We start from the raw sequence: 13,103 nt of genomic DNA, 5'->3' as shown, positions 1-13,103 counted from the left end.
AAAGAGTAAAATTTAGACTGTGTATACGTATAGCTACATGATAGATAAAACTTGTAGTGATATAAAGGGGTGGGTAGTGGCCAACAAAAAAGAAAACAAAAATGCATACGGTGCCAACGAGATTCAAATACTCGAAGGCCTTGAGGCCGTCCGTAAACGTCCTGGCATGTATATTGGTACAACATCTTCCTCAGGACTTCATCACCTTGTGTGGGAGATTGTTGATAACTCCGTGGATGAGGCAATGGCAGGGTTTTGTACCTCCATTAGAGTCATCATTCATCCTGACAACTCTATTTCCGTAGAAGACAATGGTCGTGGTATTCCCGTCGCACCTCATCCAAAGAAAAAGATTCCGACGCTTGAAGTTGTTTTAACCATCCTCCACGCTGGTGGCAAGTTTGATAATAACGCGTATAAAGTTTCTGGTGGTCTTCATGGCGTTGGTATTTCGGTTGTCAACGCGCTTTCTAAAAAGGTTATAGCTGAAGTAAAACGCGATGGCAAAGTGTATAAGATGGAATTTGCCCGCGGTAAAACAACCAAAAAAATGGAAGTTATTGGGAAAACAACCACCACAGGAACAACTGTTACTTTCTGGCCCGATGAGGAAATTTTTGAAACCACGACCTATGATTTCGACACACTCAAAGATCGTCTTCAAGAGACCGCATTTCTCAATAAAAATCTTAAGATCGTACTTATTGACGAACGCGAATTAACTCCTCGCAGAGTTGATTTTTGCTATGCAGGTGGCATTGTTGACTTCGTAAAATTCCTCGATGAAGGCAAAAAAGCGCTCGATGGACTCAGCCGTCCTATTTACATTACCGGCAAGTCGGCTCCTGACGCTCCTACCACCCAGATGGGCGAAGTTGAGGTTGCACTTACGTGGAATGCTGGTTTTAGCGAGAGGACCCTTTCTTTTGCAAATGATATTTTTACAGAAGAAGGTGGTATGCACCTCACGGGATTCCGCAGCGCTTTAACCAACGCTATTAATGACTATGGTGTCAAAAATAAAATTTTTAAAGCGAAAGATCCTAAGCTCGAAGGTAATGACATCCGAGAAGGTCTTACGGCAGTTATCTCGGTAAAACTTCCCGACCCCCAGTTTGAAGGACAAACCAAAGCAAAGCTTGGTAGTTCCTATATAAGGACCCTCACACAGCAAGTTGTGTCTACAGGGCTTGAGGAGTATTTGGAAGAGCACCCTCGTCAAGCAAGAGAAATTCTTAAAAAAGCAACTCAGGCTGCTCGCGGGCGCCTTGCAGCACAACGCGCTCGGATAGCGACACGTAAACCTGGTCTGCTTGAAAGCTCTTCTCTGCCAGGTAAGCTCGCGGACTGCTCTGTTCGTGATGCCGCTTCAACAGAGCTTTTTATTGTTGAGGGTGACTCGGCAGGTGGTTCTGCAAAAATGGCTCGCGACCGCGCGATTCAAGCAGTGCTACCCCTTCGCGGAAAGATTCTTAATGTTGAGCGTGTGCACAAGGATCGCGCTCTTGAGTCCGAAACCATTAAGTCGCTTATCACAGCAATTGGCACGGGTATTGGCGACGATTTTGACATTACGAAGGCCCGCTATCATAAAATTGTTATTATGACCGATGCTGATGTTGACGGTGCACACATTCGTATTTTGCTTCTTACTTTCTTCTATCGCTTTATGAAGCCCATGATCGACGCTGGATATATTTATGTGGCCCAACCGCCGCTCTACCAGATAAAGCCAAAGGGCCGCAAAAACGGTAAGTATATTTACACCGACGACGAGCTTGCCCTTGAGGCGCGCCAGTATGAGGATTCCAGTAAATACACCGTTCAGCGCTACAAGGGTTTGGGTGAAATGGACCCCGAGCAGCTCTGGAGCACTACGATGGAACCCTCAAGCCGCATCTTGTTACGCGTCACTATTGAAGATGCCTTAGCAGCCAACCGTGCTGTTTCGGATCTCATGGGAACACAAGTCGAAAAGCGTAAAGACTTCATTCAAACTCACGCAAAAGACGTGCGTTTCCTCGATATTTAAGCATCTTAAGAAAGGATTATTGTGGCAGACGATATTAACAACCACAGCGATAACCTCAATAATCGTCCTGGCGATTTCAATGGCGACGACCGCAACGCTCGCACTAATGATCGCACCAACGAAAACGATCGCCCTGACAATCATGCTGACGATTTTGATACGCGTGATGACGAGAAGGTCGACGGTGATCTTGATGATGATCTCGATAGCGACCGCGATGATGACTTTGACGATGGCCTCGATGACGAAGACGAGTCTTCCAACCAGCTGACGCTTGGTGGCGGGGCAGACCTTTCTCATACCCTTAGCGACGAGGCGGGAACGCGCATTACCCTCGAGGACATTCACGGTGGTGCTATTAAACCGACCGACATGAGTAACGAAATGAAACAGTCGTTTCTTGAGTACTCCATGTCCGTTATTGTTGCACGTGCCCTTCCTGACGTACGCGACGGCCTAAAGCCTGTTCACAGGCGCATTTTGTACGCTATGAACGAGGCGGGCATTACACCCAACAAACCACATAAAAAGTCTGCATGGACCGTCGGTGAAGTTATGGGTAAGTATCACCCCCATGGCGATGCCGCTATTTATGACTCCATGGTCCGCATGGCGCAGGACTTTTCGATGCGTTTTCCGCTGGTCGACGGCCATGGTAACTTCGGTTCCATCGACGGTGATCCCCCAGCAGCTATGCGTTATACCGAGTCGCGCCTCACCCGCGGCGCCATGGAACTTCTCGCCGGACTCAATGAGGACACGGTTGATTCACAGCCAAACTATGATGAGTCGCTGGCAGAGCCTGCAGTTTTGCCCGCCCGTTTTCCCAACCTTTTAGTCAATGGCTCCTCGGGTATTGCGGTTGGTATGGCCACGAATGTCGCGCCCCACAACCTGCGCGAAGTCGCAAACGCCATCTACCTCATGATCGACAACCCCGACGTCACCACCGACGAGCTCATGAAGGTGCTTCCCGGTCCCGACTTCCCGACGGGTGGCATTATTATGGGCACCGACGGGATTCGCGATGCGTACGAAACGGGCCGCGGTTCCATCACCATTCGCTCTAAGGTCCATGTCGAGAATGTCGGCAAAGGAAGCCGCCAGCGCTTGGTCATTACCGAGATTCCGTACCAGGTTAACAAAGGCCTTTTGCAAGAGAAGATCGCGCAGGCTGTCAATGAGAAAAAAATTGACGGCATTGCTGATATGCGTGACGAGTCAAACCGCAAGGGTATGCGCATTGTTATTGATCTGAAGCAGGGCGCTGTTCCACAGGTCGTGCTCAACAACCTCTATAAGCGCACGCAGTTGCAATCCAACTTTGGTGTTATCGATATCGCGCTGGTCGACGGAGTTCCCCGCACACTCAACCTGCGCGAAATGCTGCACTATTACATCCAGCACCAAATTGACGTGGTGACCCGCCGCACGAAGTTTCGCCTCGATAAAGCACAGAAACGCGTGCACATCCTCGAAGGTCTTCTCATCGCGGTCGATAATATCGACGAAATTGTCCACATCATTCGTTCTTCGCGCGACGATGCTGAAGCGAAGCAACGCATGCACGAGCGTTTTGACATCGATGACATTCAGGGCGAAGCAATTTTGCAGATGCGCCTGCGTCGTCTGACTGGTCTGGCCCGCGACGAGCTTGCAAGTCAGATTGAAGAGCTGTATCAGCAGATTGCGTACTATCAGGATTTGCTTGCTCACGAGGAGAAGATTCTGCAGGTCATCAAGGAGGAGTTACAAGAGATTGTCGAGAAGTTCGGCGATGACCGCCGCACTACCATTTCGACGCAAGAAGCGCTCAACCTTGATGTTGAGGATCTTATCGCCGATGAAGACATGGTTGTTACCGTTACCCATGCGGGCTATGTGAAGCGCATCCCCGTGGCGACCTACCGTTCGCAAAAACGCGGAGGAAAGGGCGTTGCTGGGCTTTCGCTGAAGGAAGACGACTTTGTGGAGCACCTCTTTATTGCTTCCACCCACGATTACGTGCTGTTCTTCACGAACCGAGGCAAAGTGTATCGTCTAAAGGTGCATGAGCTGCCGCTGGGATCTCGCACCGCGCGTGGTTCGGCAATCGTTAACCTATTACCGCTGGTGGAAGGCGAGTGCTTAAAGGCGGTTATTACCACACGTGACTTCCCCGAGGACAACCACCTCATGTTTGCAACGCGTTCGGGTATGGTCAAAAAGACGGCCATGAGTGCCTATGACCGCACGCGACACGACGGTATTATTGCTATTAACCTTAAGAACGATGACGAGCTTATTGACGTGCGCCGCGTAAAGGCTGGTTGCAAGGTCATTTTGGTTTCGACCGACGGTAAAGCGATCATTTTTGACGAGGATCAGATTCGCGCCATGGGTCGCGATACGACTGGCGTGCGTGGTATAACGCTGAAGAATGATGCCAAGGTACTGGGCATGGAGATCTCAAACGGCCAGGGTGATCTGTTTGTGATTACCGAAAAGGGCTACGGCAAGCGCACGCTCATCTCCGAGTATCCCGTGCATAACCGCGGTGGTCAGGGTGTGTACACCATTCAGATGACCGCACGCAAGGGCGAACTCGCTGGTATGAAGGTGGTTGGCCCACAACACGAGTTGGTTATCGTTTCGGAAGAGGGGATTGTCATTCGCGTGAAGGCTTCCGATGTGAGCCGTTTAGGCCGCTCGACGCAGGGGGTTAAGGTGATGAATGTGAGCGACACCGACCGCGTTACTGCAGTTGCTCGTATGATCGCTAAAAAGCCTACTGCCAAGAAGCCTAACAACGGACAAGCGGCCTTTGATCTCTTTGCGCTTGGCGAGAAGGGCGCCGCTGAGGAAGAACCCGTCGACATTGGTGATGACGAGCAAATTGTTGCTGACCTTGACGATGAAGAGTAGGGTCTTGTAGCTGCAACGTTGTCGTGTCGCTGCAATGACTGCTGACTGCGATAATTGCGGTAACGGTCAATGACTACGGCAATAATCTTCGACTGTGGCAATGTGCTAGCGATTGTAGTCGACTGGTTTGAGGTTTTAGACAATAAAGTTTGTGGTGGTGCAGAGATGTAACATCTCTGCACCATTTTTTTGATCACCAGCGGGTGCAGTCTGATTATGTGCCGCAGATTGTGCTGCTGATAAGAGCTGTTTGGAAACTGTTGCTGGTTGTTGGGATTGTGCTAGACGCCTCTGTAAAACTAAGGTCTGAAGGAGGTGAATAGCAAGAAATGAGCAAGTTCCGCACTCTTGATAAAACACAAATGGTGCAACTCATTAAAATGGTGCAACCCATTAGCACAAGTAGAGGTTTGGCCCCACGCCCTTCAACCCGCAATCTGATTCGAGCAAGCGTGGGATGTTTACTTGCGTTTACACTGCTAGCTGGAGCGTTTCAGCTAGCAGTTGTGAGCGGAGGGTCTTCTCGGAAGACAATCATTGATTACAGGCCGACGATATATAGCCAACAGCAAAGCCCTCAGTATGTAAGAAAAATAGGTGAGGCAGCCATAACACAGCAGTTGCAGGCTGGGGAAGTTGTGTATAGCAAGCTGGATGAGCAGGGCAGAACGCAGCAGGTTCGCGCTTGCATAAATTATGAGATGATGCAGCGAGGAAAGGTTCGCGCACGCGAAATTATGCCCGACCCCTCAGGTTGGCCTCGACATAATCCCAGAGTGATTATTCGTCTTTATAATGGGCGAGCTTACCAAGGGAGCATGTGGAACAGAAGTCATCTGCTGGCAAAGTCACTTGGTGGACAGGAGCGTCTGGAAAACCTCATTACAGGGACGCGTATGCAAAATGTTGGTGCAAACGACGGACAGGGCGGCATGGCTTTTCACGAAACCAAAATTCGCGATTGGCTCACGGCACACCCCAACGGTACAGTGCAATTTGTGGCGACGCCCGCATACTACAAAGACGAGCAGATTCCTCGCTCTGTGTTTGTGCAGGCACAAAGTTCAGATAAGAGCATCAATGAATCACTAGAAGTGTATAACACCGCTGCTGGTTTTAGCATTGATTATCAGACAGGAGATGTTGGGGTTGCGTAAGTTAAAAGTCGTCGGGCGACACGCTGTTAATAAAGGTGTGGAACTTTTTAAGCTCACGGGATTGCTCATCTTTTTTGACGGCTTTAAAGTCGGGGAACGATGCGGTTACCAGCACATCAGAGTCGACAAAAATAGGAGCATGTGCTTGTAGGGCAAGCGCAATTGCATCGGAAGGACGGCAGTCAAGAGCTTTGCGTTCGTTTTGTGGCGTAAGAAGATGAAGGGAGGCAAAAAAGGTTGTTCCCTCAACTTTATAAATGGAAACGCTGGTAATTTTTGCACCAAGCGTTTTAAGAGCGGTTTTGAAGAGTTCGTGTGTAAGAGGACGATTATGCGGAACGCTCTCTAAACTCATGCCGATAGCGCCTGCTTCTGCGGTACCAATGCAAATAGGGAGTTGCGTTTGTCCATCTTTAAGCGAAGAATGACGAGGCCGAAGGATAACAAGCGAGCTCATCGGGCCATTTCCCACGACTATAGATTCGATATCCATACGAATCATGCTCATATACTACGCTTCACCTCTTTCATTACATAAAGTTGTGTGATAGATATGTTACCCCAATTCATTTGATAAATAACAAAAATTTATGTTGACCAAAGAAATAACCTGACGTATTATTTTTTAATGCGTTGGGCCCGTAGCTCAGTTGGTCAGAGCGTCCGGCTGATAACCGGGAGGTCACAAGTTCGAGCCTTGTCGGGCCCACCAATGCCATCAATAATCACCTTAACGCTAGCCGAGTCGCCGTTAAGGTGGTTATCACGGGGACATAGCTCAGCTGGGAGAGCGCGGGCTTTGCAAGCCTGAGGTCGTGGGTTCGATCCCCATTGTCTCCACCAGAGAAGATAAAAGCCAGGGGTTGCCTCCTGGCTTTTTTGTTTGCACCACGCGCGATGGGCTTTTATTACAAGCTTTCTGCTACAGGCTTTTTAGCTAAAGTTGTAATTAGTCACGATAGGATCGCGCTTCTCGGCTACGTCTTTGTAGTACTCGCTCAAACTGATGCCCAAGAACGATCCACTCATGTTATAAACGTTGGTGAAGCCATGATCTTGCAGTAAGCAAATGGCAAAATAGCTGCGCTGACCACTGCGGCAGTGGATGTAGACCTTCTCATCACGTGGAATTTCATCCATACGATCGCGAAGCTCGCACAACGGAATGTTGTGAGCACCCTTCAGATGACCGCGCTCAAACTCTTTTGCGCCACGAACGTCGATGATGTGTGCGCCCTTCTCGACCAGTTCGCGCGCTTGTGTAACGGAAACCTGCTTAAAACGCCCTTCCAAAATGTTTTCTCCCACCATCGCCGCCTGGGTAACGGCATCTTTTGGCGTGCTAAAGACCGGGGCGTAGCAAAGCTCGAGGTCATACAAGTCTTTAAGGGTCGCGCCAAAGGACATCGCCGCCGCAATAACGTTAATGCGTTTGGTAGCGTCGCTTTTACCGATTGCCTGCGCGCCAATAATTTTGCCTGTTGGCACCTCAAAGATGAGCTTAATCACCATAAAATGACTGTTGGGTATGATGGAAACGGTATCGGTCGGGAACACCATCACCGCATCACAAGGAATACCCGCTGCTTTTGCGGCACTTTGAGACAAGCCAACACAGGCCGCACTAAGCGAAAAGACGCGAATGCACGAGCTGCCGATGAAGCCCTTGTTGTGTGCCGAAAGTCCGCACATGTGATCAGCCGCCGCCCGCCCCTGTTTAACGGCAGGGCCCGCCATAGCCAGGCGGTCTGGTTCGCGCGTGATGGCATTGTACGATTCAATAACATCGCCAACTGCGTAAATATCGTGGTCAGAGGTCCTATAGTTTGCATCGACGAGAACCCCGCGCGTCTTGCCAATGGCAAGCCCGGCTTGCGCCGCAAGTGCAGTCTCGGGGGCAACGCCCACTGCTATAACCACGATGTCGGCAGGAATGCTCTGCTCTTCTTCATGATGTGTCACACGCACGCAGCTGTCCTCGATAGCAAATAAGCGTGTGTTTGTGCGCAGGTCAACGCCCCTATCTAAAAGTTCTTTATGAACGATGTGGGCCATCTCGATGTCGAAGGGTCCTAAAATTTGCTCGCCACCCTGCAGAAGGGTTGTTTTTTTACCAGCTTTGACGAGATTCTCGACAACTTCAAGACCAATAAAGCCGCCACCGACAACGCATACCGTTTTTACGCTCGGGTCGTCACATGCCTGCTTAAGTGCGCAAATGTCCTCAACACTGCGAACGGTAAAGACGTTGTTATTGTTAATGCCTTCAATGGAACGCGGACGAAGGGGACTCGCGCCAGGAGAAAGCAGCAGCTTGTCGTACGATTCCTCATAAGTGGTGTTCGTTTGTAAATCTTTAACGGTCACCGTCTTTGCCTCGCGATTGATGGCAATAACCTCGGATTGTGTGCGCACGTCAATATCGTGGAGTTGCTTAAAGCTCTTAGGGGTCATAAAGATGAGTTGTTCATGGTCGGGGATGACATCGCTCAAATGATAGGGAAGCGCACAATTTGAATACGAAACGTGCTTTCCGCGCTCAAAGACGACAATTTTGGCGTGGGCATCAAGGCGTCTTGCGCGGGTTGCACACGCCGCACCACCAGCAACCCCTCCAACAATAACCAGTTTCATAAGCAATGCCTTTCTCGAAAAAGCTTATAGATAAGACCGACGCTCGATAACAGGGCCCTTGACGGGGCATTGACGCGACAGGGAGAACTCATAGGCATAAGCAACAGATAAAACCTATGCGTATAAACCGATACATATATAATAACAAGGACATTTTGTATGAGTAAGACAAAGCAAACATTTTTTGGAAACAAGGCACATTTTTTGAGCGTTTGTGGCGTTTGCGCGCCACCACTGTGCGACCACTGTGCGACTACTGTGTGCTTGTCTGCACACCTTGCTGTTTGAATTGCTGTATCATAAACACGAGTAAAAGGAGTTTTTGTGTATCAGAATAACAACAGAGAAGATCTGTCCAGCGCCCCCGTGCCAGCCGTATCGCCAGAGCTTGACATGCTCTCGTGCGACCTTTTGGAGTCCGCGCTCGATGCGCTTGCTGCAGAAAAAGAAATCCCCGTTATCGTTTCGCTTGAGGATGTGGACGGAAATCGTGTTACACAGTTGTTTTCGGACGATGGCATTGAGGTTTGCTTGGAGGCGGCTCATAGCTATATAACGTCGTTGGCGACTACCACCTCGACGGAGGAGTTAACCGAGCCGCTTGTCAGCGCGCCAGTGCGTTACGCTTTGGTATACATGGGCGCCGTTGTTCCCGAAGAGTCTGATGCACTTGCTGCCAGCATTACGTCTGCCAGCGCTGATGCCAACAGCGCCTACGAAGATGCCCTTATCCTCGAATTTGCCGAGAAAGGCAAGCGAGCTTTTTCGGCCTACGTTTTATGGCAGGGGTTTGGGCAAAAAGAAGCATTTTGCTGGTCTGATCCGCAGCCTGCAGGCGAGATACCATCGCTTTTGTCGTAGATATATCACAGGTCTTATCGTCAGCAACCTCTTGCAAGAACTTGCAGTTTTTGCAGTTTATAGTGATTTATCCGCACAAACCTTTTGATTTTCTTTACACTCATTCAGTTACCACGTAAAGTCACTACGCAAAGTTGCTGTGCAAAACCGAAGTGACAACAAAAAACCGAAGTGAAAAAAAACGAAGCAAAGCAAAAAAAACGAAGTAACGCGAAACAGAAGAGAAAAACAAAGTAAAAGTGAGAAGGTAGTTATGCTGCAAGAGCATATTCGAAATATTGCTATTATCGCCCATGTTGACCACGGTAAGACCACGCTGGTCGACAAGCTGTTGCGCGCCACGGATGCGTTTCGCGATAATCAACACGTCGAGGACCGCGTGCTGGATTCCAACGATCAGGAGCGCGAGCGCGGCATTACCATCCTCTCCAAAAACATTTCCATCGAGTATAAAGGCGTTAAAATTAATGTTATTGACACGCCTGGCCACGCCGATTTTGGTGGTGAGGTCGAGCGCGTTCTGAAGATGGCCGACTCAGCGCTGCTGCTCGTCGATGCTGCAGAGGGTCCCATGCCCCAAACGCGTTTTGTGTTGCGCCATGCCATCGATGCTGGCCTTGCCATTATGGTGGTCGTGAACAAAATCGATCGCGAGGGAGCACATCCAGAGGAGGCTCTTAACGCCTGTCTTGATCTGATGATGGATTTGGGTGCCACCGACGAGCAGTTGGAATTCTCGATGGAGCACGTGGTATATGCCTCCGCGGTCAACGGTTTTGCCCGCCGCAATCTTGAAGACACCACCACGACAATGTATCCGCTGTTGGACATGGTCGTTGACGAGTTGCCCGCCCCACACGGCGACCCCGATGCTTCTCTCGGCATGCAGATCGTGACCATCGATCACTCTGCTTATGTCGGACGTATTGGCATTGGGCGCGTGTACTCGGGCACGATTCATACCCAGGACAAAATTCTTGTTGTTAAAAATGATGGCTCGCGCGCTATGAGCCAGGTAAAGCAGCTCTTCACCTTTGACTACCTTGGCCGCAAGGAATGCACTGAGGTTGCCGCGGGCGACATTGCTGCGGTCGTCGGTGTTGACGCTACCGACATTGGTGACGTTTACACCGATCCAACAAATCCTGTCGAAATTGATCCCATCGAAATTGATCCACCGACCCTCGCCGTAGTATTTGAGCCATCTACCTCGCCTTTGGTTGGTCGCGATGGCGACATTGTAGGAGGTCGCCAGCTCAAAGCACGTCTTGAGCAGGAGCGCGAAAACAACGTGACCATGCGCATCGAAGAGCTTCCCGATAAGACCGGCGTAGAAGTGGCCGGCCGCGGCATCCTGCACTTATCGGTCCTTATGGAAACCATGCGCCGAGAAGGCTATGAATTCCAGGTCGGCCGCCCCCGTGTGCTCTTCAAAAAAGATGAGCAGGGCAACAAGCTCGAGCCCATTGAGCAGGCGGTAGTGGAGGCACCGTCCGAGTATTCGGGCAAGGTTATCGAGGTGTTTGGTGATGCTGGCGGCATTATGACGCACATGGATAGCGCTTCGACCCACACGCAGCTCGAGTTTAAGATCCCCACGCGTGGCATTATGGGCCTCAAAAATCGCGTGCTCAACGTGACGCACGGCGAGGCAATCTTTTATCACACCTTCTTGGAATATGGCCCCTTTGCAGGAGATATTGGCTCTCGTCAAAACGGCACCATGATTTCTATGACTACTGAGAAGGCCGTCGCGTATGCACTTGGCACACTGCAAGAGCGAGGCCAACTCTTCGTTGAGCCTGGCACCGAATGCTATGAGGGTATGTTGGTTGGTGAGCGTTCGCGCCCTGGTGACATGGTTGTTAATATTGCGCGCACCAAATCGTTGGGCAACCAGCGCTCTGCTACGGCTGACATCGCGGTGCAACTCACGCCTCCGCGCACGTTTAGTCTTGAAGAAGCTCTTGAGTACATTATGGATGACGAGCTTGTTGAGGTAACGCCCAAGAACATTCGCCTGCGCAAGCGCATTCTTAATGCCACGGATCGCAAAAAGTGGGCCGTTCGCTCGGGGCTTGTCAACAAGTAGTGCGGCTGGCGGCCAGGTGACGTGGAACTGGTGTTCTCCCGGTAACTTCTTACGACGGCCTTACACGCTATTTCTTACGGCGCACGTAGCGTGTGATCTTTTTGCCTGCGTTTTTGACAAGCGGTGTAAGATCAAGCTCTGCGGGAGACAACACGTTGTAATGCAGAGAAGCCCGACGTAAGCCGATGGTAGTTGCCACGCTGATAACCGCTGCAATATTTTGATTGACCCACAGGCCGCCTACGAGCAAAAAGTACGCAAGCGCCCCGCCAGTTGCTGCTGTTGCATAAAAGTTGGATCGTTGGAAGATGCGCGGGGTATCGCCCAAAAAGATGTCCCGCAGCATACCGCCACCAACCCCAGTAAAAATTCCCATCAGCAGGCATGCCATAGGGTAGAGGCGGTATACCATGGCCTTATCAGTTCCCGCCACCACAAACAGACCAACCGATAAAATGTCGAGCCACTCCAGCAAGTTTGGATGCTGCCGAATGATCTGCGGAAAGCAAAAGCCCATAACCCCGACCATCAGCACGATGGGAATGGGATATGGAGATTGCAACATATATACGCTGCCGACCTGCATAGCAGCGTCACGTAACAACCCACCGCCCAGGCCACCCAAAAAGCTTAAGCCAATGTGGCCGATAAGATCTAATTTGCGCTCTTGAGCAGCCCAGAGTCCCGAAACCGCTCCGATAATCACGGCCGCCAAGTCCAGCCAAATTGGTATTTGCAGCACAGCATCTCCCCAAAAAACGTTTTTGCTCTCACCATAGTACCCGTAGATAATATAGAAGATACGAGAAGCTCTTTTCATTTCGGTGAAAAATACGATATAATATCCGATGCGTTTTCATTGGAGAGTTGTCCGAGCGGCTGAAGGAGCACGATTGGAAATCGTGTAGGCGCCGAAAGCGTCTCCGGGGTTCAAATCCCCGACTCTCCGCCAGTATATTCACGGCGCCACATAGGCGCCGTTTCACCCTGTGGAGGGGTGGCAGAGTGGTTGAATGCGGCGGTCTCGAAAACCGTTTACCCCTATGCAGGGGTACGAGGGTTCGAATCCCTCCTCCTCCGCCAGTATTTTTTGGTTTGAATTAAGGCGTTTACCTGCGGTTTTATATATTTAATATATCGCTTTGTGATCCGTAATGATCATAAGTTAACATATGCGCCTAGCTGCGTGTTTTATCTGTTGAGTTTTTGTTGGGTCACAAAAAGCAGAACAAAATAGCGTCTTCGTCGGCCCACTGAACCTCTTTGCTCATGCGAACGGTAACGTGAGCCTTTTTAATGATGCCCTGAACAGGCTTAAACTCTACCTGCTGTGAAGTGTGAGCGCCGCCCTCGTCCACAAACTCGGCCTCGGGCTCTTTTGAGAAGAAAATGTTGGTGGTGTCCTGGAAAAGTACAGGCTTCG

General features: G+C 50.3%; 8 protein-coding genes, 4 tRNA genes and 1 pseudogene. 9 read left to right on the top strand and 4 right to left on the bottom strand.

Annotated elements, in window-relative coordinates; all coding sequences use genetic code 11:
* Window positions 1-76: 76 nt before the first annotated feature.
* The 3 genes from gyrB (at window position 77) to HMPREF3192_RS02900 (ending at window position 6,093) form a co-directional block, all read left to right on the top strand.
* Window positions 77-2,032 carry a DNA topoisomerase (ATP-hydrolyzing) subunit B gene (gyrB, locus tag HMPREF3192_RS02910; RefSeq protein ID WP_066305183.1) on the top strand — a complete coding sequence of 652 codons (1,956 nt, stop codon included), beginning with the start codon at window positions 77-79 and terminating at the stop codon, window positions 2,030-2,032.
* Between the two features lie 21 nt (window positions 2,033-2,053).
* On the top strand, window positions 2,054-4,936 hold the full coding sequence (gene gyrA, locus HMPREF3192_RS02905; protein ID WP_066305182.1) for a DNA gyrase subunit A: 2,883 nt from the start codon (window positions 2,054-2,056) through the stop codon (window positions 4,934-4,936).
* 329 nt (window positions 4,937-5,265) lie between these two features.
* Complete coding sequence (locus tag HMPREF3192_RS02900) at window positions 5,266-6,093, top strand: DNA/RNA non-specific endonuclease (protein ID WP_066305181.1); 828 nt, start codon at window positions 5,266-5,268, stop codon at window positions 6,091-6,093.
* 1 nt (window position 6,094) lies between these two features.
* Here HMPREF3192_RS02900 and HMPREF3192_RS02895 read toward each other — a convergent pair whose 3' ends face one another.
* Window positions 6,095-6,601, bottom strand: a complete 507-nt coding sequence (locus HMPREF3192_RS02895) for a bifunctional nuclease family protein (RefSeq protein ID WP_066305180.1) — start codon at window positions 6,599-6,601, stop codon at window positions 6,095-6,097.
* Window positions 6,602-6,728: 127 nt separating this feature from the next.
* Here HMPREF3192_RS02895 and HMPREF3192_RS02890 point away from each other — a divergent pair.
* Window positions 6,729-6,805: transfer RNA gene (locus HMPREF3192_RS02890), tRNA-Ile, on the top strand.
* Window positions 6,806-6,860: 55 nt separating this feature from the next.
* Window positions 6,861-6,936, top strand: a tRNA-Ala gene (locus HMPREF3192_RS02885).
* Window positions 6,937-7,026: 90 nt separating this feature from the next.
* Here the strand turns inward: HMPREF3192_RS02885 and HMPREF3192_RS02880 are convergent.
* Window positions 7,027-8,727 carry an FAD-dependent oxidoreductase gene (locus HMPREF3192_RS02880; RefSeq protein ID WP_066305178.1) on the bottom strand — a complete coding sequence of 567 codons (1,701 nt, stop codon included), beginning with the start codon at window positions 8,725-8,727 and terminating at the stop codon, window positions 7,027-7,029.
* Window positions 8,728-9,051: 324 nt separating this feature from the next.
* Between HMPREF3192_RS02880 and HMPREF3192_RS02875 the strand changes: the two genes are divergently transcribed.
* Complete coding sequence (locus HMPREF3192_RS02875; RefSeq protein WP_066305177.1) at window positions 9,052-9,588, top strand: hypothetical protein; 537 nt, start codon at window positions 9,052-9,054, stop codon at window positions 9,586-9,588.
* Window positions 9,589-9,841: 253 nt separating this feature from the next.
* Window positions 9,842-11,680: a translational GTPase TypA gene (gene typA, locus HMPREF3192_RS02870; RefSeq protein WP_066305175.1), complete on the top strand. Its 1,839-nt coding sequence runs from the start codon at window positions 9,842-9,844 to the stop codon at window positions 11,678-11,680.
* Window positions 11,681-11,747: 67 nt separating this feature from the next.
* On the opposite strand, the gene HMPREF3192_RS02865 is transcribed toward typA, so the two are convergent.
* Window positions 11,748-12,422 carry a trimeric intracellular cation channel family protein gene (locus HMPREF3192_RS02865; RefSeq protein ID WP_066305220.1) on the bottom strand — a complete coding sequence of 225 codons (675 nt, stop codon included), beginning with the start codon at window positions 12,420-12,422 and terminating at the stop codon, window positions 11,748-11,750.
* A 119-nt stretch (window positions 12,423-12,541) separates the two neighbouring features.
* Here HMPREF3192_RS02865 and HMPREF3192_RS02860 point away from each other — a divergent pair.
* Together HMPREF3192_RS02860 and HMPREF3192_RS02855 are read left to right on the top strand one after the other, a co-directional pair.
* Window positions 12,542-12,632 (top strand) — tRNA-Ser (locus HMPREF3192_RS02860).
* Between the two features lie 39 nt (window positions 12,633-12,671).
* Window positions 12,672-12,763 (top strand) — tRNA-Ser (locus HMPREF3192_RS02855).
* A 131-nt stretch (window positions 12,764-12,894) separates the two neighbouring features.
* On the opposite strand, the pseudogene HMPREF3192_RS06910 reads toward HMPREF3192_RS02855, so the two are convergent.
* A pseudogene (locus HMPREF3192_RS06910) lies at window positions 12,895-13,103 on the bottom strand (hypothetical protein); the annotation flags it as partial.

Origin of the sequence: Atopobium deltae, assembly GCF_001552785.1 — a bacterium.
Classification (GTDB): Bacteria; Actinomycetota; Coriobacteriia; order Coriobacteriales; family Atopobiaceae; genus Atopobium; species Atopobium deltae.
The sequence above is the reverse complement of the archived record's forward strand: the minus strand, read 5'-3'. Positions and strand labels throughout refer to the sequence as shown.